General features: G+C 59.0%; 22 protein-coding genes. 11 read left to right on the top strand and 11 right to left on the bottom strand.

All coding sequences use genetic code 11. The features are described 5' to 3' along the window. Positions 1–50: 50 nt before the first annotated feature. Positions 51–1,211, bottom strand: a complete 1,161-nt coding sequence (locus PDMSB3_RS04950; protein ID WP_197740210.1) for an acyl-CoA dehydrogenase family protein — start codon at positions 1,209–1,211, stop codon at positions 51–53. 265 nt (positions 1,212–1,476) lie between these two features. Between PDMSB3_RS04950 and PDMSB3_RS04945 the strand changes: the two genes are divergently transcribed. Beyond that, positions 1,477–1,977 (top strand): 6,7-dimethyl-8-ribityllumazine synthase, encoded by a 501-nt coding sequence (locus PDMSB3_RS04945; RefSeq protein WP_165185220.1) that lies wholly within the window; start codon positions 1,477–1,479, stop codon positions 1,975–1,977. A gap of 78 nt (positions 1,978–2,055) precedes the next feature. Here the strand turns inward: PDMSB3_RS04945 and PDMSB3_RS04940 are convergent, their stop codons facing one another. The 5 genes from PDMSB3_RS04940 to PDMSB3_RS04920 form a co-directional block, all read right to left on the bottom strand. Continuing rightward, a complete protein-coding gene (locus tag PDMSB3_RS04940; RefSeq protein WP_165187377.1) occupies positions 2,056–2,910 on the bottom strand; it encodes a 3-hydroxybutyryl-CoA dehydrogenase in 855 nt (284 codons plus the stop codon). Positions 2,911–2,958: 48 nt separating this feature from the next. Then, entirely contained in the window at positions 2,959–4,143 is a 1,185-nt protein-coding gene (bktB, locus tag PDMSB3_RS04935) for a beta-ketothiolase BktB (protein WP_165185218.1), read from the bottom strand. Positions 4,144–4,178: 35 nt separating this feature from the next. Further along, positions 4,179–4,949 (bottom strand): enoyl-CoA hydratase, encoded by a 771-nt coding sequence (locus tag PDMSB3_RS04930; RefSeq protein WP_165185215.1) that lies wholly within the window; start codon positions 4,947–4,949, stop codon positions 4,179–4,181. Positions 4,950–5,198: 249 nt separating this feature from the next. After that, positions 5,199–6,320 (bottom strand): LLM class flavin-dependent oxidoreductase, encoded by a 1,122-nt coding sequence (locus PDMSB3_RS04925; RefSeq protein WP_165185212.1) that lies wholly within the window; start codon positions 6,318–6,320, stop codon positions 5,199–5,201. A 159-nt stretch (positions 6,321–6,479) separates the two neighbouring features. Beyond that, a complete protein-coding gene (locus PDMSB3_RS04920) occupies positions 6,480–6,995 on the bottom strand; it encodes a flavin reductase family protein (protein WP_165185209.1) in 516 nt (171 codons plus the stop codon). 221 nt (positions 6,996–7,216) lie between these two features. Between PDMSB3_RS04920 and PDMSB3_RS04915 the strand changes: the two genes are divergently transcribed. From PDMSB3_RS04915 to PDMSB3_RS04870, 10 genes are all read left to right on the top strand, one after another. Next, entirely contained in the window at positions 7,217–8,170 is a 954-nt protein-coding gene (locus PDMSB3_RS04915) for a LysR family transcriptional regulator (protein WP_165185206.1), read from the top strand. A gap of 65 nt (positions 8,171–8,235) precedes the next feature. Next, on the top strand, positions 8,236–9,030 hold the full coding sequence (locus tag PDMSB3_RS04910; RefSeq protein WP_165185204.1) for an SDR family NAD(P)-dependent oxidoreductase: 795 nt from the start codon (positions 8,236–8,238) through the stop codon (positions 9,028–9,030). Positions 9,031–9,103: 73 nt separating this feature from the next. Beyond that, positions 9,104–10,684, top strand: a complete 1,581-nt coding sequence (locus tag PDMSB3_RS04905; RefSeq protein ID WP_165185201.1) for a class I adenylate-forming enzyme family protein — start codon at positions 9,104–9,106, stop codon at positions 10,682–10,684. Between the two features lie 49 nt (positions 10,685–10,733). Beyond that, a complete protein-coding gene (locus tag PDMSB3_RS04900; RefSeq protein WP_165185198.1) occupies positions 10,734–11,516 on the top strand; it encodes an enoyl-CoA hydratase/isomerase family protein in 783 nt (260 codons plus the stop codon). Positions 11,517–11,611: 95 nt separating this feature from the next. Continuing rightward, positions 11,612–12,322: an enoyl-CoA hydratase/isomerase family protein gene (locus tag PDMSB3_RS04895; RefSeq protein ID WP_165185196.1), complete on the top strand. Its 711-nt coding sequence runs from the start codon at positions 11,612–11,614 to the stop codon at positions 12,320–12,322. A gap of 72 nt (positions 12,323–12,394) precedes the next feature. Beyond that, a complete protein-coding gene (gene glcD / locus PDMSB3_RS04890) occupies positions 12,395–13,894 on the top strand; it encodes a glycolate oxidase subunit GlcD (protein ID WP_165185193.1) in 1,500 nt (499 codons plus the stop codon). Further along, entirely contained in the window at positions 13,894–14,961 is a 1,068-nt protein-coding gene (gene glcE / locus PDMSB3_RS04885) for a glycolate oxidase subunit GlcE (RefSeq protein WP_165185191.1), read from the top strand. The genes glcD and glcE overlap by 1 nt, the downstream gene beginning before the upstream one ends. Positions 14,962–14,976: 15 nt before the next feature. Beyond that, the gene (gene glcF, locus PDMSB3_RS04880) at positions 14,977–16,194 is read left to right on the top strand and encodes a glycolate oxidase subunit GlcF (protein WP_165185188.1); all 1,218 of its coding nucleotides are present in this window, start codon (positions 14,977–14,979) and stop codon (positions 16,192–16,194) included. Positions 16,195–16,238: 44 nt separating this feature from the next. Next, a complete protein-coding gene (locus tag PDMSB3_RS04875) occupies positions 16,239–16,643 on the top strand; it encodes a heme-binding protein (RefSeq protein WP_165185186.1) in 405 nt (134 codons plus the stop codon). Positions 16,644–16,921: 278 nt separating this feature from the next. Beyond that, entirely contained in the window at positions 16,922–17,617 is a 696-nt protein-coding gene (locus PDMSB3_RS04870) for a glutathione S-transferase family protein (RefSeq protein WP_165185183.1), read from the top strand. Between the two features lie 128 nt (positions 17,618–17,745). On the opposite strand, the gene PDMSB3_RS04865 is transcribed toward PDMSB3_RS04870, so the two are convergent. The 5 genes from PDMSB3_RS04865 to PDMSB3_RS04845 all read right to left on the bottom strand — a co-directional run bounded on the left by PDMSB3_RS04865 (position 17,746) and on the right by PDMSB3_RS04845 (position 23,628). Continuing rightward, positions 17,746–18,387, bottom strand: a complete 642-nt coding sequence (locus tag PDMSB3_RS04865) for a glutathione S-transferase C-terminal domain-containing protein (RefSeq protein ID WP_165185181.1) — start codon at positions 18,385–18,387, stop codon at positions 17,746–17,748. A 276-nt stretch (positions 18,388–18,663) separates the two neighbouring features. Next, positions 18,664–19,800, bottom strand: coding sequence for a porin (locus PDMSB3_RS04860; protein ID WP_165185179.1), 1,137 nt, complete (start codon positions 19,798–19,800; stop codon positions 18,664–18,666). Between the two features lie 296 nt (positions 19,801–20,096). After that, positions 20,097–21,068, bottom strand: coding sequence for an ABC transporter permease (locus PDMSB3_RS04855; protein ID WP_165185177.1), 972 nt, complete (start codon positions 21,066–21,068; stop codon positions 20,097–20,099). Then, positions 21,065–22,042, bottom strand: coding sequence for an ABC transporter permease (locus tag PDMSB3_RS04850; protein ID WP_197740209.1), 978 nt, complete (start codon positions 22,040–22,042; stop codon positions 21,065–21,067). Before PDMSB3_RS04850 ends, PDMSB3_RS04855 begins: the two co-directional genes overlap by 4 nt. Then, a complete protein-coding gene (locus tag PDMSB3_RS04845; RefSeq protein WP_165185174.1) occupies positions 22,039–23,628 on the bottom strand; it encodes a sugar ABC transporter ATP-binding protein in 1,590 nt (529 codons plus the stop codon). The genes PDMSB3_RS04850 and PDMSB3_RS04845 overlap by 4 nt, the downstream gene beginning before the upstream one ends. Positions 23,629–23,674 lie beyond the last annotated feature (46 nt).

Here is a 23,674-nt window from a genome sequence, read left to right as displayed (position 1 = left end):
ATCCTTGACTGTTCAAACCACTACCCGAAAAGCGACGCGAAGCACCTGGACTAGAGCCCCGCGTTGGTCCACTTGTAGATGTTGTTTCTCTGAATCGCCGATGAGCCTCCCATAATCGGAATGAGCAGAGCATCCCGGACATAGCGCTCCGCGCCGAACTCCTTCACATAGCCGTACGCGCCCATAATCGTCTGGCATTCAAGCGCAATGTCCTTCGCGGCTTCTGCGGCAAACAGTTTGGTCATGGAGGTCTCCACCGCGCACCGTTCATGCCGGTTTGCCATCGACGAAGCGTGATAGAGCATCAGCCGCGCAGCGTGCAGGCTGGTCTTCATGTCCGCGAGCTTGTGATTGATGGACTGATAGTCGCCAATCAACTTGCCGAACTGCCGGCGCTCGTGCGCATATGCCCATGCGTCTTCGAATGCCGCGGTCGCAACGCCGGTGGCAACTGCCGCGACCTCCAGCTTCTCGACATCGAGCCCGGAGCCAACCAGCATCGACCACCCTTGATGCCATCCTGCGTCACCGCCAACAATGTTCCACGCTGGCACTTCGACGTTGTCAAAGATGACATCCGTTGTACCCACGCCTTTCATACCGAGGCTGTCGATTTCGGTGATGGTTACGCCCGGCGTGTTCGGGGGAATCAGCACCATGGACAGATTGCGATGCCGCTCACCCTCCGGCCCGCTGCGGACCAGCGTGAAGATGTAATCGCATACTGACGCGCCGGAGCAGAAACGCTTTGCTCCGCTGATGACGACCTTGTCACCCACCCGCTCTGCCCGGGTCTTCACGCTCGCGAGGTCAGCACCGATGTCGGGTTCCGTCCAGCCATACGCAAAGAGCAGACTGCCGTCGACGACTTTCGGCAACAGTTCCCGCTTCTGCTCCTCTGAGCCACACTCGACTAGATTCATGCCGGCATAGCAGGCCGCCATGATGTACGGCACCGAGACGGCAAGGCTGCGACGCGACAACTCTTCAATGACCATCATCGTCGCGACAATGTCGCGACCCGCTCCACCGTATTCTTCCGGGACGGTCAGACCCAGTACTCCCAGCGATGCGAGCTTGGTAAAAACGTCTCGCGGGAACACGTTTTCCCGGTCCCACTTTGCCGCAGCTTCCCGGGGCATCTCTTTTTCGACAAAGCGGCGCAGCGTGTCGCGAAGTTGTTGCATCTCGCCTGATTCAGTGAAGTCCACACTTTCTCCTGGTTGCAGTTCTGCAGATGTGAGAAAGATATGTCCGCACGAATAATGAGTCAACAGTCATTTTATGAACAATCAATCATTCATTCGCAAACTCAAACGTCTTTTTTATCCCATCCGCACTGTGCGGGCGGCACAGCGCCAGACGGTGCCGGCATTTTTCAGATAATGTGAAAAGTGACTTCACGTGATTCGTAGGCCACACAGCCGTTCGCGGCGGTAGCATCGTGCGTATTCGCTCTATCCAAGGTCCTACGCAATGAACGCTTTTGATACCCAATACGCGCTGTCCAACAAGGCAGATGAAGGCCCGCGCAGCCGCATTGCGTTTATCCAGGCTTGCTGGCATCAGGATATCGTCGACCAGTGCAAGACTGCCTTTCTCGAAACCATGCAGTCGCAAGACTACGCGCTAGACGACATCGACTTCTACGAGGTGCCGGGCGTCTTCGAAATCCCGTTGCATGTGAAGATGCTGGCTCAAAGTGGCAAATACGCCGGCATCGTGGCTGCGGGTCTCATCGTTAACGGCGGAATCTATCGTCATGACTTTGTCTCGACCGCAGTCATCAACGGACTCATGCAGGTTCAACTCGAGACCGGTACGCCCGTCTTTTCTGCCGTGCTTACACCGCACAACTTTCACTCGTCCGAAGAACATGTGACGTTCTTCCGTGACCATTTCGTGGTCAAAGGGGTAGAGGTGGCGAAAGCCTGCGTCCAGACAGTCAACAAGATTGCGTCGCTCGCAACGGCTTGAGCCTCAGCCAGACCGACCGAGAATCCAAGGCCCGCCGCTCGATGCAGCGGGCCTTTGTTCATCCACGAGCAGCAGGTTCTAAGCCGCGTACGAATAGACTCCCTGTCCAGTCTTGCGGCCCAGGCGGCCGGCGGTCACCATCTCGCGCAGCAGAGGGCTCGGACGGTACTTGGGGTCCCCGAAATCGGCATGGAAAACTTCCATCACCGACAGGCAGACATCCAGACCAATCATGTCTGCAAGCGCGAGCGGCCCAAGCGGGTGGTTCGCGCCCAGCTTCATACCCGCATCGATTTCCTCGGCCGTAGCCACCCTTTCTCCAAGCAGGAAAAACGCTTCGTTAATCATAGGCACCAGCAGGCGGTTGACGACAAAGCCCGGAGAGTTTGCGACCACGATGGGTGTCTTCCCCGCGGCGATGGCGAGCTGACGCGCGGTTTCCACTGCAACGTCGCTCGTTTGAAGCCCTCGGATAACCTCGACGAGCGGCATAAGTGGCACCGGGTTGAAGAAGTGCATGCCGACTACGCGCGACGGCACCCCGATGTGAGCAGCGAGCCGCGTGATGGAAATTGATGACGTATTGGAGCTGACGATGGTCTGCGCCGACACTGCCTTCACAATCTGCTCGAAGATGCGAAGTTTGGCGTCCACGTTTTCCGTCGCCGCCTCTATCACGAAGTCAACGTCCTTGAGCACTGAGTAGTCCGTGGACGTCGTTACCCGCGCAAGTGCCGCGTCTTTGTCTGCGCCAGTCAACTTCCCCTTTTCGACCAGACGACCAAGCGCGGTGTCAATCTTTCCAACGCCCTTTTCCAGCGCTGCGGTCGAGATGTCGATGAGCACAACCTGCAAGCCTGAAACGCTTAGGGTCTGCGCGACTCCCTGCCCCATCGTGCCGGAGCCCACGATGCCGACCGACTTTACTGCCAGTGCGGCGACCGGCGTACTGTCCTGATTCTGGATTCCCACGGCGCCTCCTCAAATCCGTTCGAAGATGGCCGCAATACCCTGGCCGCCACCAATGCACATCGTGACCAGCGCGTAGCGCCCACCCGTACGCTGCAACTCATAGAGCGCCTTGACGGTAATCAGCGCGCCGGTGGCGCCAATTGGGTGACCGAGCGAAATACCCGAACCATTCGGGTTGACCTTGGCCGGGTCCAGTCCAAGCTCACGTGCGACAGCACACGCCTGGGCAGCAAACGCCTCGTTAGCCTCGATGACGTCAATGTCATCGATGGTGAGACCTGCGCGTGCGAGCGCGGCCCGACTGGCCGGAACGGGACCGATTCCCATAATTTTCGGGTCGACGCCGGCGTGTGCATAGGCGACCAGCCTGCCCAGCAGCTTTGAACCACGGCTCTCGGCCACTTTTCGCTCCATCAGTACCAGCGCCGCTGCGGCGTCATTGATTCCGGAAGCGTTGCCGGCGGTAACCGTGCCGTTCTCCTTCGTAAAAACCGGCTTCAGCTTTGCGAAGTCTTCGAACGCGGGGGCTGTGCGAACGTGTTCGTCAACTTCGAACAATGTCGGACCTTTTTTACCTTTTACTTCAACGGGCAGAATCTGCTCCTTGAAATATCCCCTTTCGATGGCATTGGATGCGCGCCGATGGGATTCGAGAGCTAGCGCGTCCTGCTGCTCCCGGGTCACACCGAACTGCTGTGCCACGTTCTCCGCGGTGACACCCATATGGAATCGATGAAACGGGTCGCTCAGCGCCCCAACCAGCATATCCACCAGTTGTGTATCGCCCATGCGTGCCCCGAAGCGCGCCTGCGGGACTGCGTATGGCGCGCGGCTCATGTTTTCCGCACCACCTGCGACAGCAATGTCAGCGTCGCCCAGCAGGATTGTTTGTGCCGCCGAGATGACCGCCTGCAGACCAGAGCCGCAAAGGCGATTCACCGTGAGCGCAGGTGCGTCCTGTGTCACTCCGCCGTTCACCGCTGCAACACGAGCCAGATACATGTCCTTCGGCTCGGTATGAACGACATTGCCAAAGACAACGTGTCCGACCTCATCACCGCCAACTGAAGCCCGTCGCAGCGCTTCACGCACCACCTGCGCGCCGAGCTCTGTCGGCGCGATGTCCTTCAGGCTACCGCCAAACGTTCCAATGGCGGTACGTACGCCGCTTACGACAACTACTTCGCGTTCCATTTCAACTCCTTGGGGTATTAAAAGTGATTCGCGCCTTATTGGCCGACCTTCCGGAAATCGGGTCTTCGCTTCTCGCCAAAGGCGGCGAAGGCCTCACGAGCTGCAGGCTGCGTCACCATCTTCTGAAACAGGCGGGTCTCTTCTTCGATTCGAACGCTGACAGTCTCAGCGTCGTGGCTTTTCAGCAGGCGTTTTGTCTCCATCAGCGCGGAGACTGGCTTGTCAGCCAGATTCGCTGCCTCTTGCCGCGCATAGGCCAGGACCTCATTAGGAGGCAGCAACCGGGTCACCAGTCCGCCATTGAGCGCCTCTTCCGCGCTGAACTGCCCTCCGAGCAGCAGAGCTTCGGCTGCGTTCCTGTATCCAAAAATCTTCTGCAACAGAAGGCTCGACCCGGCTTCAGGACACACTCCGAGATTCACAAACGGCACGCGGAAACGGGCATCGGTCGCCGCATAGACGAGGTCGCAGTGCAGCAACATGGTGGCCCCGATTCCGACGACCACGCCATTGACCGCAGCAACAACAGGCTTTGGGAAAGTACTAAGCACCCGGATGAATTGCCAGACCGGCGCATCCGGCTCAACGGGCGGGTTAGAAATGAACTCGTCGATATCATTGCCAGCCGAAAACGCCTCCTGGCTGCCCTGAAAGACGACAGCGCGAACCTGGTCGTCACCCGCTGCGTTTTCTAACGCAGCGACCATGTCCGTGTACATCGCTGCAGTAAAGGAGTTTTTCTTCCCGGCGCGGTTGAATGTAATGGTCAGCACGCCAGCACTCTGATTTAAAAGGATGTCTTGCATCGGTGATTTGAGCCTCCAGCCTTACCAAATAAAAAAGCCGCTCGCGTGCCCTTGGAATGCACGCGAACGGCGAAACCAGCACAAGGAGATTCCCCGGTTCCTCAATCGAGAAACATGGAGGTTCAGCGTTCCGGGGCAGCACGCAGAGTTTGTGCATTGCACCGCAGTAATTCGATACATTCGTAGCAGCGCCGACGGATGCCCTTTGCTATCGCGGCAGACGCCGCGATAGCAGACGCAAATTCCTTATTATGCGTGCTCGACCTGTTGCGCCTCCGCTAGTCGGGGCTCCATGTATTCGCTCAGCTTTGGCATCACCCGCTTCGCCGTCAGCTCCATCGAACGGCGCCACAGCGCCTCGTCATCCCATTCATGGAAGGTCGTCAGGAGAGTACCGAACGGGCCGGTTTTCTCGCTGAATGCCACCAGCTGGTCAACAACCGAGTTTGCGTCGCCGGCAATAACCATTTCGCGAATACAATGCTCGATGTTCACCTCGTCGTCCGACATGTCGGGGCGCGACTTGAAGATGCTTGCGTAGCCGATAGCCTTCAAGTGGGTGACCATGAAATCGAAGTACTTGGCCAGCGCGTTGGATTCGCGGGCTAGGTATTCGTCGGCCTCTGCCTGGGAGTCGGCGACGAAGACGGAACGGGCGATTCGCCAGTTGCGTCGGTCAGCCTTGAAACCCGCGCCTTGCGCGCCTTCGCTGTATGACTGCCAGTGCGTGGCCACGGTCGACGGAAGGTTGAAGTTAGCCGAAATCACGTCCCAGTCGTTGGCACCCGCCAGCCTTGCTGTGCTGGAAAAGTTGCTCATCGCCGAAGTCGCCACGCGCGGGAATGGGTTCTGGTACGGAACGGGCATCAGCCCGACGCCGAGCGCCTCGTTCACCGTGTTCTTGATGCTCACCTTGTGATGTGCCGTCTCGAGGTCATACGGTGCGTCCGTATTCCAGATGGCGCGAATCATGGCGTAACACGATGCCAGCATCGCGCCGCTTGCCTTGTGGTCACTGTCAAAGACTTCGAAGTCCGACGCGAGACCGCCGGGGCCTATGCCCATGATGAAGCGGCCCTTCGACATGTGGTCAAACATGGCAGCATCGGCCGCGATTCGGGCAGGATGGTGATGAGGCAGATTCAACACGCCGGTGCACAATTTCATGCGCTGGGTAACCGGAATCAGAGCTGACAGAAACTGCAGCGCGTTGGTAATCGGCTCGGTGCGCTGCGAGGTATGTTCGCCCACCCACAGCTCGTCGAACCCAACCTTGTCGGCGTGAATCGCGCACGCTACATCCATGTCGTACATCTGGTGATACTGCGCGCCGGCAAGGTGCAACGGCTGCATGAACATTCCAAGTTTCATATCATCTCCTGAATCTTTCAACTTGATAAACCGCTAGCGCGCCGCAAGCCTGGCTCGTCGGCGGTTCAGACTTTAGTGGCTGGCGAACTTCGACTCTGCTGACCAGAGTGAGTACCGACTGCCACTCTCCAAGGAACTACTCTTCACACTACTTAGCTTTCAGCTGTCGAGCCGACGGTAACGGCCACCCACATACACCAGCGGTTCGCTCACCTGCGGCAATACCACGTCGATGACGTTGCCGATGATGATGGTGTGGGTGCCATGTTCGATTTCGCGCGCGACTTCGCAGAAAATCGCAGCCTGAGCGTCAGCGAGGTAGCGGATGCCTCTGACGCCGGTTTTCCAGTCACCTTCAACGAATCGCTGGGTACGCATATCCGAGCGGCTAAAAATCGTACTAATCTGCTCGTGCGCAGCCTGAAGCAGGCTTACGCAGAAAAGTCCGGTTTCCTTGATAATCGGGGAGGCGCTGGCAGAGCGATTCACGCAAATCAGGGCAGACGCTGGTTCCATCGAGACCGATGAAAATGCAGTGGCCGCAAGACCGTGGGGGTAATCGTCGCTGTCGACGGTGGTAATGAGCATTACGGACGATGCGACCCGGCTCATGGCGGATTTGAATCCTGCTGCGAGCTCGGGCGTTGCAACAGTCGCCGCGCTATATGCGTGCATCTGTGTCTCCTTCGTGTTTCACTGTCACGACTTTGTGTCGTTAAACATTAGCACTGGAATCACCGAAAACCGTTTTCATATTTAGCGAAATAACTTTTCGCCTTTTCCGAAAAGCTGAAGCCTCTTTGCGAGTGCACTTCCGCCTATACTGGCTCGTACTGGGCTGACATCACGACGACATCAGCGACCAGAATTAAAACGACACTTGAGACAAACGCACCATGGCTGACCGCATACAGGACATGCGACTCTTCCGTCTGGTCGTCCAGACAGGGTCACTTTCAACCGCAGGACGGCAACTAGGCCTTTCGCCTGCGGCCATGAGCGGCCGGCTTAAGGCCATGGAGGAGCAATACGGAGCGCCCCTGCTCAAGCGGAGCACCCGCGGATTGAGCACAACGCCCGAAGGCCAATACCTGTTCGAGAATTCGGTGGGCATTATCGACGACGTCGAATCGCTCGACCGCGCGATTAAAGGCGGTCACGCCGACCTTCAGGGCACAATCGGAATCACCTGCCCCATCGACCTCGGCCGGCAATACCTCTCTCCATTGATTGACGCGTTTATCGCCGAGAATCCGGGGGTTATTTTCCGCATCAACTTCAGCGACCAGGTGCTGAACTTCGTCGACCGCGGTCTCGACATTGCATTTCGTTGGGGAAACCTTCCGGATAGCTCAATGGTGGCCAGACCCCTTGGCAACGACCGACCAGTCGTTTGCTGCTCACCTGACTACATCGATAGGCACGGTCCTCCCCGCACGCTCGATGAACTGCGAAATCACAACTGTTTGATTCTGCTGCGCGATGACTTTCCGCTCGACCGCTGGCGGTTCATGCAGGACGGCTTTTCGACCTCGGTGCAGGTCAAGGGCAACAGGATGACCAACGACGGATATGCCCTGCGTCAATGGGCCGTTGCAGGCTTGGGTGTGTTATGGAAAGGGGCCTGGGAAGTCGGCGCTGACGTTAAGGCCGGGCGACTCGTTCCTGTGCTGGAGGACTACCACCTGCCAGCCCAACGTTTTCACCTTCTAACGGATGGCTCAAAGCGTCTTACAGCACGGGTGAAGACTTTCGTCGATTTTACCGTTCAATATTTCAAACAGATGGAAGAGCCCGCCCGCCATCTCGTAGCGTCCCACTCGTCGCACCTGCTCGACTCGGTCATCTAGCTAGAAAAAGATATCTCCGGTTAAACGTTTAAATAATCCATATTCGATAAATAGGAGTGCTATCCATGAAGATTGACTTAACCTCAAAGACGGCGCTGGTCACCGGGTCCACCCAGGGAATCGGGTTCGCCATTGCGCGTGGGCTGGCTAACGCTGGAGCATCGGTGGTTTTGAACGGGTTAACGAAGGATGAAGTCGACCACGCGATTGAGAGACTGCAGTCAGAATTGCCAACCGCCGAAATCAGCGGCGTTGTCGCCAATGTCGCCACTGCTGAAGGTGTGGCCGCGCTGAAGGCTGCAGTGCCTGCAGTCGACATTCTCATCAACAATGCAGGCATCTATGGCCAGCAGGACTTCTTCGAGACACCCGACGACGTATGGCTTCGAATGTACGAAATCAACGTGATGGGAGGCGTGCGAACCGCACGCGCCTATCTTCAGGGCATGGCGGAGCGCGGCTGGGGTCGCGTCGTGTTCATCTCGTCGGAATCGGCGCTCAACGTTCCGGTTGACATGCTTCACTACGCCACGACGAAAACAGCAAACCTGACGGTCTCACGTGGTCTCGCAAAACGCATGGCCGGCACAGGCGTCACCGTCAACGCGGTGTTGCCAGGTCCGACGCTGTCCGACGGTCTGCAGGCGCTCCTGAAGGAAGAGCAGGAGAAGTCGGGGCTGTCGATGGAAGAGACGGCGGCAGCGTTTGTCGTCGCCCATCGCCCCACCTCACTCATCCGCCGCGCGGCGAGCATGGAAGAAGTCGCCAACCTGGTCATCTACCTTTCGTCGCCCCAGGCATCTGCAACCACAGGTGCTGCCCTGCGCGTGGACGGTGGCGTTGTCGACACGGTTGCCTGAAGGTGGCTTAACACCCGGCCCCGGACGTTGTGTCCACGGCCGGGGAATCCGAACAACGTATTGCAGGTAATTCATGAGCTACAACGAGCTTCACGGACTGACCATCCCGGCGCTACTTCGCCGGCGTGCCGCGGAAATACCGCAAGCCGCGGCTTTCTCCGGGCACTCCTGGCAGGGCCATCGGGACCGTCTGAGCTACGACCAGCTGGTCCACCGGATGGAGATGATGGGGCGCGCCTTTTATCGCCGCGGCGTGCGGCACGGCGACCGCGTGGCTGTGTTTCTCACAAACTACGCCAACCGCGAGTGCGTACTGACCGCTCTGGGTTGCCTGGAAATTGGCGCCGTTGTGGTGCCGCTGAACACACGCTCTTCCGACGAAGAGCTCCGGCACGCGCTGACACTGACCGAACCGGTCGCCGTGGTCTGCATGCAGGAGTCCGCTGCAAGGCTTGGCGAACTGTATCCGGCAGCCAGCCTGATGCTGCTCGACGCACCGACTGAATCTCCACAGTACTGGCCGGACCCTGAGCGCACGTTCGTGGCCGACGCCGTGCCCGTGGAAGTCATTCATACGGACCTGGCCTGCCTCCTGTTCACCTCGGGCACTACCGCCCGCGCTAAAGCTGTCATGCATAGCCACCGCAGCATGTTGCATGCTGGTCAGGCTATGGGTGGCGCGGTTGGGCTGGAGCGCGGGGACCGGTATCAGGGGGCATGGCCGTTCTTCACGAGCTCGGTCATGAGCATGGCGTGCATGTCCTCGTGGGTCAGTGGCGCTTGCGTCGTGCTCGAGCAGGTACCCCTGTCCAACGCGGAACGTCTTCGACTCATCGAGACTGAAGGCACGACCGTCTACCACGGCGTCACATCCATCATTCACTTCCTTATCGACGAATACCTCCAGGACACCTACGACCTGCGGCGGGTACGCCGGTTCGGTTACGGCGGCTCGGTCATGCCCCCAGAAGTCATCGAGAAGATTTCCACCCGTGTTCACTGGGCAGACCAGGTTCATGTCTGGGGTATGACGGAAACAGGGCCAGCCGGAACGTATCTTCCCGCGCACCTCCTGCCACGTAAAGCAGGCGCGATTGGGTTCCCCATGCCAACGTGTTCGGTGCGCCTCGTCGAGAGCGACGGACTACCCGTGCCGCAAGGGGAACTGGGCGAAATCGTGTTCAGTGGCCCTTCAATGGCTCTCGGCTACTTCGGCAATCCGGACGCGACTCGCGAAGCGTTTGTCGACGGTTGGGTCCACACCGGCGACATCGGGCGCTTTGATGACGAGGGCGTACTCCATTTCGTCGACCGGATAAAAGACATCATCAACCGCGGTGGCCTCAAGATTTCATCGGCCGCGGTGGAGAGCGTCCTGTACAGCTTTCCCGGTATCGCCGAGGCGGCCGTCATTGCGGTACCTCACGAGGGGCTGGGCGAGGATGTGGCCGCCTGCGTGGTACCAGCGGCAGGGCAGACGCTTGATATCGAGGCGCTTGCTGCTCACTGTGCCAGCCAGCTTGCCGACTATGCGCGACCACGCCAGTGGCATGTGCTGGACGCGCTGCCGAAAAACCCGATGGGCAAGGTGCTCAAGCGCGAACTGCGCGACAGCCTTGCCTCATCGACATCATCCGCGAAGGTACCTGCCTGAGCACCAACCCGACCCGAAAGTCGATTTGTCACTGTAGAAAGGAATTGCCATGTCTGAAGCATTGTTGCTCGAAGTTCGCGACCGCGTTGCCTATGTCACCATCAACCGCCCGGACGCCTTGAACGCGGTCAATGGCGAGCTGCATACCGACCTGTCCAAAATCTTCATTGACCTTGGTGCCCGGCGGGACCTGTCGGCCATCGTGCTGACGGGTGCGGGTCGCGCATTTTGTGCCGGCGGCGATATCGAGTGGATGCGCGCGGCTGTGCGTGACCCGGAAAGCTTCGAAATCGTCACATGGGAAGCCAAGCGCATCGTCTACGCGATGCTCGATTGCGAAATCCCCATCGTCGGTCGCATCAACGGCGACGCCGTTGGCCTCGGCGCCACGCTCGCACTCCTCTGCGACATCACGGTCGCTGACGACACCGCACGTATCGGTGACCCTCACGTGCGCGTCGGCCTGAACGCGGCCGACGGCGGCGGCTTCCTGTGGCCGCAGATTATTGGCTTCGGCAAGGCCCGCGAACTTCTGCTTACCGGTGACCTGTTAAGCGCCGCAGAGGCGCAGCGTCTCGGCGCAATCGGCCACGTGGTTCCGGCTGCCGAACTGGATGCCAAGGTGGACAGTATCGTCGCCAAGCTGCGCAAGGGCGCGACCAAGGCGATTCGGTGGACGAAGGCGGGCTACACCATCCCGTTGCGTCAGCTCGCCCACGGACACATGGATGCCGGTGTCGCTTATGAATGCCTCACGAACCTCAGCGCCGACCACGCCGAAGCTATCGATGCCTTCGCCGAGAAGCGCAAGCCGGTTTTCGGCAAGGACTAAGACCAAGCTAACGCTACGCCGCCCGGCCAGCCAGCCAGCCAGGCTGGGCGGCCGCGTCAAGCTCCCAGCAATCAGTATGCTCAAGGACTCCCGCCATGTTTCGACTCGAACTCGCTAACGGCATCGCCGTTATTCACCTCGACGCTCCCCCGGTCAATGCAATGTCCTTCGCAGCCTGGGGTGAACTGCCTGGCGTCATCGCGAGTGCAAAAAAACAGGGGGCTACAGCACTCGTCTTCAGTGGCCTGCCGCAAAAGCATTTCTGTGGAGGCAATGACGTTCGGGAGTTCGAGAACATTACCTGCGCTGAGACGATGCGCGGCATTGGTATGGTCCGCGACGCGATGAAGGCGATTGTTTCGAGCCCTCTTCCTTCCATTGCGGCCCTACATGGTGCGGTCATGGGCAGCGGAATGATTCTGGCCGGCGCATGCGACATCCGCCTCTCGACGGCCGACACGCGCCTGGCGCTTCCGGAGGTCAAGGTTGGAGCCTACGGTGGCTACGCGATGGTGAAGGAGCACCTCCCGCATGGCGTGGCTCGGGCGATGACCCTACTCGGCTCGCCCGTCAGTGGACAACGCGCGTTCGACCTGGGGTTTGTTCAGGAACTCGCCGCCGACGCGCAGGCGGTGCTAGACCGGGCAATCGCGATGGCTCTCGATATCAGTAAAAACCTTGCGAATCCCCTTGGTCAGCAAATCAGGTCGGTGATGAACCATCAGGATGAAAATTCCCTTTGGACCGCGTACGACATCGAGAGGGATTTTGCTGCAGAAATGATGGGCAAGGCGGCCGCTCGCTGAAATAGTGAACGCATCGCATTGAGGCGCAACACGCGCTTCGCCAAGCTCTCGCCTTGGAATTGAGCATACCGAATGTCATATCAATACGACGAAAAATTCGACGGCGCGCTGGCGTCTTATGACAAGACGCGGGCCGTCGCGGAGCTTCACTCTCTGCTGCCCGATTTGGATATTCTGCATGAGCTGGAGGACCTGCGCCCTTACGAATGCGATGGTCTCTCTGCTTATCGAACGACGCCGATGATGGTCGTGCTTCCCGAACGCGTCGAACAAGTGCAGGCAATACTGCGCTTCGCTCACGCGCGCAGCATCCCAATTGTCGCGCGCGGCGCCGGCACCGGCCTGTCGGGAGGTGCACTACCGCTTGAGAAGGGCATTCTCCTCGTGATGGCCAGGTTCAATCGCATCCTTGATGTTGACGTTGAGGCTTGCACAGCATGTGTTCAGCCCGGGGTGCGTAACCTTGCCATCTCCCAGGCGGCCGCGCCCTTCGGTCTGTACTATGCGCCGGACCCGTCGTCGCAGATAGCCTGTTCAATCGGTGGCAACGTAGCCGAGAACGCAGGGGGCGTGCACTGCCTGAAATACGGGCTGACCGTGCACAACATCCAAAAACTCGAGGTGCTCACGATAGAAGGCGAGCAGCTCACCTTCGGCTCGGACGCGCTCGATTCGCCAGGATTCGACCTGCTGGCCCTCATGACCGGTTCGGAAGGCATGCTGGGCATCGTCGTGGAAGTGACGGTCAAACTTCTGGTCAAACCGCGAAGCGCAAAGGTATTGCTGGCCTCATTCGATGATATCGGCAAGGCCGGCGCTGCGGTCGCAGAAATCATCGGCGCGGGGGTCATCCCCGGCGGCCTCGAGATGATGGACAACCTCGCGATTCGGGCAGCCGAAGACTTCATTCACGCGGGCTACCCGGTTGATGCGCAGGCTATTCTCCTGTGCGAACTCGACGGCGCTGAAAGCGATGTCGACGAAGATTGCGCAATGGTCGACGCGTTGTTGCGCAAAGTGGGCGCAACCGATGTGAGGCTGGCTGGGAGCGAAGCAGAACGGCAGCGGTTCTGGGCGGGCCGGAAAAACGCGTTCCCGGCAGTCGGCCGCATCTCGCCCGACTATTACTGCATGGACGGCACCATTCCGCGACGAGAGTTGCCGCGTGTGCTCAAGGGCATCGAAGACCTGTCGGTCGAACACGGTTTGCGCGTGGCTAATGTCTTTCACGCAGGCGACGGCAACATGCATCCCCTCATCCTCTTCGATGCGAACACACCGGGGGAAATGGACCTGGCCGAAGCGTTGGGCGCCCGCATCCTTGAGCTTTGCGTGGCCGTCGGCGGCAGCATTACCGGCGAACACGGAGTGGGCCGCGAGAAAATCAACCAGATGTGCGCCCAGTTCAGCTCTGACGAGTTGTCGCTTTTTCACGCCGTCAAGGCTGCATTCGACCCGGGCGGCCTTCTCAATCCGGGCAAGAACATCCCTACGCTGCATCGCTGTGCCGAATTCGGCTCGATGCACGTTCACCATGGCGCCGTGCCTTTTCCAGAGCTGGAGCGATTCTGATGCACCCCGATAATAGCTCCTTCGATGACAGCCGGCGTTTGCTCGCTGAAGTTGCCTTGGCCGCAGGCACCGGCAAAGCCCTTCGAATTCGTGGCGGCAATAGCAAGCCGTTTCCCGGTCGCGTAGTCGATGGTATCGACATGAATACGTGCACCCACCGCGGCATTGTGAGCTACGACCCGACAGAGCTGGTCGTCACGGCCCGCGCCGGCACCTCCGTCGCCGAACTCGACGCCTTGTTGGCGGAAAATGGACAAATGCTGCCGTGGGAGCCCCCTTCTTTTGACGGCAAGGCCACGGTTGGCGGCATGGTCGCCACGGGTTTGTCCGGCCCCCGACGACCTTACGCTGGCGCGACACGCGATTTTGTACTCGGCTGCCGTGTCATCACCGGGGAGGCGAAACACCTTCGATTTGGCGGCGAGGTCATGAAAAACGTGGCAGGCTATGACGTCTCGCGACTCGTCGTCGGCAGCTTTGGTTGCCTGGGCCTCGTCACCGAGGTCTCGATGAAGGTACTTCCGAAGCCACGCGCCACGCGTAGCCTTTTGCTCGAACTCCCTGCCGCCGACATCCCGAAAAGGCTGCGTGCGTGGCGCGATGCTGGGCTGCCAGTGACAGGTGCAAGTCATCTGGACAGCTGGCTGCACGTCCGGGTGGAAGGCGGCAACGGACTTGTTGCGAATGCCATGCGGGAGATTGGCGGAGAAGACCTCGAGCCTGCATTCTGGGATGAGCTACGCGACCAGCAATTGCCCTTTTTTGCTGACCGCCGCCCGCTCTGGCGGATTTCGGTACCGCAAACCGCCCCGCTCACCCCTCTTCCAGGTTCCGTGCTTCTTGACTGGGGCGGCGCCCAGCGCTGGTTGAAGAGTGATGCACCAGCCGCCGTCATTCGCGCTGATGCCGAGCAGCTCGGCGGACATGCGACCTTGTTCTCGCAGCGGGCAGACGCTGAGCCATTCCATCCAATGCCCGAGGCCATGCTACGCCTCCATCAGCGCATCAAGCGACAGCTGGACCCACGCGGCATCTTCAATCCGGCGCGTATGTACGCGGCACTCTGAAGGACAGACAACCTGATGCAGACCAATCTTAGTGCAGCCGCACAGGCTCTGCCGCGTGCAGAAGAAGCGGCGTCGATTCTGCGCTCCTGCGTTCACTGCGGTTTTTGCAATGCCACCTGCCCAACCTATCAGGTACTTGGCAACGAACTCGACGGGCCGCGCGGGCGCATCTACCTTATCAAGCAGCTGCTCGAAGGCGAGGAAGTCACCCGCAAGACACAGAGCCATCTGGACCGATGCCTCACCTGCCGCAACTGCGAGACAACGTGTCCGTCGGGCGTGAACTATCACGCGTTACTCGATGTGGGCCGCGCGGAAGTCGAACGCCGGGTGACCCGGCCGCTCCAGGAGCGAGTCCTGCGAGCAGGACTACGCCAGGTCATCCCCCGGCCAAAGCTGTTTCGGACCTTACTCGGCGTCGGCCGTCTGACGCGCGCGCTGTTGCCGGCGGCGATGCAGGCGAAAATTCCGGAACGAATTGATGCCGCGAAGGAACGCCCCCAATCGAAGCACGCGCGTAAGGTACTGATGCTCGAAGGCTGTGTTCAACCTACCCTGTCACCCAACACCAACGCTGCCGCAGCGCGCGTAATGGACAGACTGGGCATCAGTGTAACCGCGGCACCACAGACAGGCTGCTGCGGCGCGACGGACTATCACCTGAACGCACAGGAAGCCGGGCTTGCACGGGCGCGCAGGAACATCGACGCCTGGTGGCCAGCGATTCAGGCCGGCGCGGAGGCAATCGTCATGACGGCGAGCGGGTGCGGCGCCTTCGTCAAGGAATACGGTCATCTCCTGCGTGACGACCCGTTGTATCAGGCCAAGGCGCAACGCGTCAGCGAACTGACACGGGACCTCGTTGAGGTTCTGAGGGGTGAGCCTCTTGAACGGCTACGCGCAGCAACTGATAAGCGCGTGGCCTTTCATTGCCCGTGCACACTCCAGCATGCCCAGAAACTGGATGGGTCAGCCGAGGCAATACTTCAGCGCCTCGGATTCACGACCACTGCCGTCCCGGACTCGCATCTGTGCTGCGGCTCCGCGGGAACCTATTCCATAACCCAGCCTGAACTCGCGACGACGCTTCGCGACAACAAGTTGAAAGCGCTTGGAAGCGGCAACCCCGACCAGATTGTGACTGCAAACATCGGCTGTCAGGTCCATCTTCAGAGTGGCTCCGCGCGTCCGGTCAAGCATTGGATTGAGCTCGTCGAAGAGGCGCTTCCGTAAGTTGTTTGCACACAGATTCCCACTCCCTTATCAGGAACACCCTCATGCTCACAAAATCCGTACTGACCATTGCCGAGGTCACGCATATTCTTGAGGCAGCTCGCGCCGAGGCTGAGCGGAGCGACTGGAAGGTTGCCATCGCCGTCGTCGACGATGGCGGCCATCCGCTTGCGTTGCTTCGGCTCGATGGGTGCGCGCCGATTGGCGGCTACATTGCCACCGAAAAGGCACGCACATCCGCGTTGGGCCGTCGGGAGTCGAAAGTCTATGAAGACATGATTAACGGTGGACGCACGGCCTTCCTGAGCACACCGCTGTCTGGCACCCTGGAAGGTGGCGTGCCGGTCGTCGTCGACGGCCAGGTTGTGGGCGCAGTCGGGGTCTCGGGCGTGCAGGCCGCACAGGATGCCCTGGTTGCCAAGGCAGGCGCCGGGGCGATTTCCGGCTAACCTTCGGCCCGCTCTGGCCGCCGAACGCCCCTTGGCCGAATAACGAGGGGCGCCGGCGGCGCTAGTCCGTCGATAATTCCGCCACGCCAGACGATGCGGGACCAGAGGCCTGCGAGAACCGTCCCGCCGCTTCGCATTGGCGCCTGACGTTCGACAGTCAGTCTCTTCCAGCTGTCTTTATCCCAGACCTCTCCTCTCCCATACTTTCTTCACGTGCCGCCACGGCCCGACGACGACGAAGTCTGCCCCTCGCACCGAAACATCAGCAAAGCGTTCTCATGATTGAACTCTACACATCCGATACTCCCAATGGCTGGAAGGTCTCCATCGCCCTCGAGGAGCTTGAACTTCCCTACAACGTTCACACGGTCAGCATTCTGAAAGGAGAGCAGAAGCTGCCAGACTTTCTCAGGCTGAATCCGAATGGGCGCATTCCCGTCATCGTCGACACGGAGCACAGTGACCTGACGATTTTTGAGTCCGGCGCCATTCTTATTCATCTGGCCGAGAAAGCCGGAAAACTACTCGGCAACACCAGCGAAGAGCGAATTCACATCATCCAGTGGCTGATGTTCCAGATGAGCGGCATCGGGCCGATGATGGGTCAGGCGAACGTCTTCTATCGCTACTTCCCTGAAAAAATTGAGCCCGCAATCAAGCGCTACCACGCAGAAGTCAAGCGGCTGTTCGGCGTGTTAGAGGGGCAGTTGGCAACGCGGGACTTCATTGCTGGACCGTACTCTATCGCCGACATCGCGACTTTCCCGTGGGTACGCATTCACGACTGGGGCGGCGTTGCTATCGATAGGTTTCCCAACCTGCAGCGCTGGCTCGCGATGGTTGAGGCGCGTCCCGCTGTACAACGCGGCGTCCTTGTACCGAACGCATCAGGGTGGGAGAAAATTACAGGCAAGGCAGGCGACACCGACGAGCTCGCGGCCGAGGCACTTAAGCTGGTAACCACAGGGAAATAGTGAAGACATACGGCCTGTCCGTGATATCCGCACGGCAGGTAACGGAAATGGACAGCCGGCCGCGCGTTACCGCGCCCCCGTTGTCCGAACCACCCGTTACTCGCCGGACAGGCCTGAAAGCCTCCGTGTCACAGGAGGCGGTCCCGCCAACCGGTAGCGCTGCCGCCCTCTTCCTTCATGGCTTTGGCGACCGACGGGCGCGCAGCGACGCGGCCCATATACGCCACCAGATGACTCAGATTCCAGATGTCAACTTTCGTACGCACGACCCACGGCACAATCGAAAAGAGGAACGCGTCAGCGACAGTAAAATCAGCACCGAACAGATAATCCCTGCCGTCTGCAAGTCGCTGGTTCAGCGACGTAAAGTTCCGCACAAGCAGCGCGCGGAACTGGTCTTTCGCCTCTTCATTCACAAAGGGGCGCAGCACCGGGATGAATTTCGCCTGAACCTCGGTGGCGATGAACGAGAGCATTTCAAGTTGCCTGAACCGTTCAAAACTGTCGGCGGCCGGCGCCAGGCGCAGTTCAGGTTTTTTGTCCGCCAGAAACAGCGAGATGACAAGCACCTCAGAGAGTTTCGTCTCGTGGTCAATCTCGAGAGTCGGCACCATGCCGTATTGATTTACGCGGTAGTAGTCCGAGTCACTTCCGTACTTCTTGGCGGGGACGTCGACGTTAATCAGTTCGAGCTCAAGCCCCGTTTCATTCGCAATAGCCTGTGGTGCAAGCGAGCACGAGCCGTTCTGAATATAAAGCTTCATCGTCATTTGTTGTCCGTCTCCGAAATGGTTTTTTTCGTCAATGCGCGTCGCATCCCGCTGCGACAGCGAGTCATCTCTGACTGCGGATTTTGTTGCTCCTCAATCATCAGGCAACCATAGCACCCAGCATTCCTCGGTGATATACACAACTTCAGAAGTCTGACTTCACAAAATACATCACGGGAACCCACCCCTATCGAACGGGTCCCACAACTTCAGCGCGCGGTCTTCTACATCGCCAATCCAGGGCCGCCTGGCGATGCCCTGAAACGCGGTACTTTCTCAGAACGTATGCTTCAGCCCAATGCGAGCGAAGGTCTGATTTCGTCCGCTGGATGGCCCCGCGCCGCCGGTGATGTTCGCATTGTCGAGGAAGGTCCCCGTCAGGCCACCGGCTACGCGTTGATAGGCACCGAGAGCGTAGATGTCAGTCCGCTTAGAAAGATAGTAGTCGACCATCACACCCGCTTCGTGCCAGTGCGGCTTTGACGTTCCCTGGGAAGCGTCGAAAGTTCCGTTGGTGTAGGTGTACATCAACAGAGCCGACAATGCAGGTGTGAACTGGTACAGCATGTTTGCTTCAATGTTGTCGAACTTCAATGAACTTGGGACAACATTGAAATTCCCGGCGTAAATGGAACTGGTGGGCTGGTCGAGCGAGGTGTGCGTGTAGATTAGCCCGAAGCTTGCCGAAGCCCATACGTACTTGAGCGCGCCACCCCACACCTGCTGCTTGCGCGCAGTGAAGTTCGTATCGTCGTTGGCGAGAGCACCGCTGGCGTTTTGACCGGGATTGTCAATGCGCATATAAGCGGCAGCCACCGTTAAAGCCGCCGCGGAGTACGTAGCTCCAAGGCTGTAGGCGCGGTTGTTGGCAAACCCTCCCGTCTGGTTGCTCATGCCGTAGAGTCCCCCAAACGTCAATCCGTTGAGGTTCGTACTCGTGTACTTGATGGAATTGTTGACCCTGAAGGTGTCGACCGCATTGTCGTTGTCGAATGGATGCGTGAATGCCCAACCAGCGTAACCGCCCGTGGACGTCAAAGGCGCGATGAAATCGACGAACGAGTCGTACTGTCGGCCGAACGTCAACGTGCCAAGCGTGTTGCTTGCGACACCCACATATGCCTGCCGGCCAAACATCCGTCCGGCGTTGCCCAAGGTCCCCGAATTCAGGTTGAACCCGTTCTCAAGTCGAAACACCGCGCGCCAGCCACCGCCCAGGTCTTCGCTTCCCAACAGGCCCCACCGGTCTCCCGCCATTGACCCATCAGCCAACTGGTATGTGCTCTTCCCGCCCGTGTTGCTCGTGTACTGGAAGCCCTCGTCGATAATTCCGTACAGTGCAACACTGCTCTGTGCGAACGCATGCGACGCTACCAGCATAAACGATGCACCTGCAATAAATACCTTCTTCACGTCTGCCTCCGACCTCATTGATGGAATTTGAATGGCAAGCCTTATTGCTTTTTTTGACCGCCAGAATCCTTATGTTTTCCTACTCGCCAGCTCCCTGTGAATTCAGAAGTTGGCTCATCTTTATCTCGCCTCCCCAATATCAATTGAACTTGTCTCCGCCTTCAAGCAGATTGATATTTTCTTTATTGAATCGTAGTCCTACATTTTTCATCTGAAAAATGGATTTTTTCGATTACCCAAACTGAACAACGCGAGATGGATGCCGGCGTTGAGCACGCCGGCAACGGCCCAAGGTCTTATGCAGCTGCAGTGGTTTGACGAATGCTGTAAAGACTGACCATGCCCACGATTAAAACCCCGTAGCAAATCTGCTTAATCGCCTCAGGGACGTGCATGAGGGAGAGCATGCTGCTGATGAGCGTGATGACTAGGACACCGGCAATGGTCCCACCGTATGTGCCCTTCCCGCCCAGAATGCTTGTGCCCCCGACGACGACAGCCGCGATACCCGGCAAGAGATACGGGTCACCCATTCTTTGATAGGCCTGCCCCGCGTAACCGGCTAGCAGCATCCCAGCGATGGCGCTGCAGACTCCGGACAAAACAAACGCACCCAGGACCACGCGGCGAGTATCGATGCCAGACAGGTAAGCAGCCTTCTCCCGGGACCCGACCAGATAGATGTATCGGCCAATCACTGTGCGACGTAGAAGCCACATCAGCCCAACGGAAAAGACAATCCACAGCAGGACCGAGTTAGGCACGAGATTGAAGAGTTTTCCGCTTCCCAGCATTGTCATCAGGTGTGATGGCTGGCTCGCGACCACTGCATTGCCCGCGTAAAACGCACTGGCGCCAAGCAATATCGCGTTTATCGCGAGCGTCCATATAAGCGACGGAATGCGCAGATACGCAACCCCGAAGCCGTTCAGGATGCCAATGGCCGCGCCCGCGACCAGCCCGGCCAGCGGACTAAGTTCCACCCACTCGCTACCGCCGCCAGCCTGCATCACCGCCGTCGATACGATGGCGGAGACACTCAAGGTCCACGGGACCGAAAGGTCGATATGGCCCACGAGAATGACCAGCATCGCACCGGCCGCAATGATACCCAGCAGCGCTCCGCTCTGAAGTTGAAGCAACAGATAACGCGGAGACAGAAACTGGTCATGCACCATTCCACCGACCGCAATCAGTATCGTGAGCACGATGAGTAGAGCTCGGGTCGATGTGTCCATGGAGATGCGGGGGAAAATGCTCTGGTTCATTGAAACACCTCCAACCGGTTGCGAATGCCGACCAGTCCCAGCGCGCCGACCACCACCGCGCCCACGAGAACAAGGCCATCGAAGAGCGGTTGTGCGGATGGGGGTACGCCCAGGAAAAACATAAGGCTTCCAATTGTGCGCAAGATAAATGCGCCCGCGATGGAGGCAAGGACACTGCCGGAACCGCCGCTCAGGGCGGTCCCGCCTAACACCACTGCAGCCACGGAATTGAGCGTGTAAGGCATGCCTGTCGTTGCGTCACCACTGAGCGTCTGAAGTGCCAAGAAAAGTCCGCCCGTTGCGGCGAATATGCCGGCGAGCGTGTACGCGGCGACCTTGGCTCTCGCGACTGGGAGACCCGACATGAAAGCGGACGCTTCTGCCGAGCCGACAGCCAGGATGGCTCTTCCTGTCAGCGAACGTTTGACCGGTAGCCAGAAAAGCAGCACGAGGACCAGCAGGTAGAGAAGCGAGGTCGGAAACCAGTCTGCAAAGGCCCCCGTCAAAGCGTCGCTTAGGCCCTCGGATACACTTCCACCGGGTGCCGGCCGGACAAGCAGCGCGACGCCCGTGTAAGCAGCGCTTGTACCAAGGGTCGCGACGATGGGCTGTATGCGGCCAAACACGATAATCATCCCGTTGACCAGGCCACACAATGCGCCAATTGCAAGCACGGCAGCGATGCCAGCAGCGACCTGTACCGGACTACCTTGAACCAGCTCTGAGGTAACGCTGTTGCACAGTGCCATGATGGAGCCGATTGAGATGTCGATTCCACCGGCCAGCACAACAATTGTTTGCCCAACCGCTACGAGAGCAAGACCGCCCCCCTGATTGGCCCACGCGGTGAACACGTTCACCGAGCCGCCTCGCGGGTGGATGCAAAGGAAGAGAAGCAGCAGTGCGGCGAGGACAGCACCCGCCATCAGATAGCGCGACTGGTACCGCAAGAACGAAGGCATTGAGGTTTTCATCGCGCGTAACTCCCAAGTTGTGCATCCTGTGACACAGAAGCAGGACTCTGCGCGGAGCCGGAGTTGGACAGATTCATCGAATCCATCAGAATCTGCTGCTCATTCAGGCTCGCGCCGGAAAGGACCGAACGAACTTTTCCGTCGTACATGACGGCGACCCTGTCGCACAACCCAATCAGTTCGTCGTAATCGCTCGAGTAGAGAAGAATGGCCATGCCCTTCTCCGCAAGGTCGCGAAAGAGTCGATATATCTCCTGCTTGGTACCGACGTCGACGCCGCGGGTCGGGTCCATCAACAGCAGCAATTTCGGTTGGGTCGCAAGCCACTTTCCCAATAGGACTTTCTGTTGGTTCCCTCCGGAGAGCGTCGCGACCGGCAACGACGGGTCTGGCGCCTTGATTTGCAGTGCATTGACCAACTCCATGACCATCGACTTTTCAGCCTTGTCCTTGATGGCGCCGCGCCGGGTGAACCGACTGAGCGCGGCGACGCTAAGGTTATCGGCCACCGAGCGACGGATGAACAGACCCTCGGTCTTGCGCTCTTCAGGGACGAAGGCGAGCTGGAACTCCTTTCCTTTGCCGGCCCTCGGACTCGCGGGCACCCCTAGTCTCTCCCCCACATGGATTTCCCCTTCCACGTTTGCAAGAACGCCACTCAGGGCAAGTAACAGTTCACGCTGCCCCTGCCCATCGAGGCCACCTAACCCGACAATCTCGCCCGGGCGAACCTGCAGGTCTATGCCTTTGAGTACGTTGTTCCAACTCAAGCCTGCTAACCGTAGATAAGCCGGGTGTAACGACGCTGCCTCCGGCTTCGGCGGGTAGACCTGTGCGATTGGACGGCCAATCATGAGCTTGACGATGTCTTCGTGCGACCGCGTGCCGGCGGGGAAGCTCGCTACGCGCTCGCCGCTCCGAAATACGGAGCACATGTCAGCCAGCGCGTCGATTTCGTGCATGCGATGTGAGATGAAGAGCACGCAAACACCGTCCTCGCGCAACCTTCTCAGCAGACTCAGGATTTTGTTGACATCCCCCGCGGCGAGCGCGGAAGTCGCCTCATCCAGAATCAGTACACGGGGACGCTGAATGACTGCCTTGGCGATTTCGATAATTTGCCGCTTGGAAAGCGATAGGTCCGAGCAGCGCTCCGAGAGGTTAAATTCCCCCTCGAATCCCATCTCCGCCAGCACCGCCGCTGCTTCGGTGTTCTGGCGTGCCCCGTCAACAAGTCCGTAGCGCCGGGGCGGCTTTCTGATGCAGATGTTTTCAGCCACCGTCAGATGCGGTACGAGCGACAGTTCCTGAAATATGCAGACAACGCCCGTTTCCAATGCGTCGGAAGGTGTCGACATACTCAAGGGCGAGCCGCCGAGGGTGACAATTCCACTGTCAGGCTTGACTACGCCTGCGAGGATTTTCATCAGGGTGCTTTTACCCGCACCGTTCTCGCCAAGGATTGCGTGAATCGAACCTCGCGAGGCGCTAAACGAGATGTCCTTCAAGGCGGTCGTACCGCCGTAGCGCTTCGTTACACCGTCCAGGCGCAGGAAGCCATCAACCACATCATGTGCATTCACCATGTACCTCTCTTCGTGACATCAATTGATGGATGCCGCATCGAGCACG

Source organism: Paraburkholderia dioscoreae (assembly GCF_902459535.1).
Classification (GTDB): Bacteria; Pseudomonadota; Gammaproteobacteria; order Burkholderiales; family Burkholderiaceae; genus Paraburkholderia; species Paraburkholderia dioscoreae.
The sequence above is the reverse complement of the archived record's forward strand: the minus strand, read 5'-3'. Positions and strand labels throughout refer to the sequence as shown.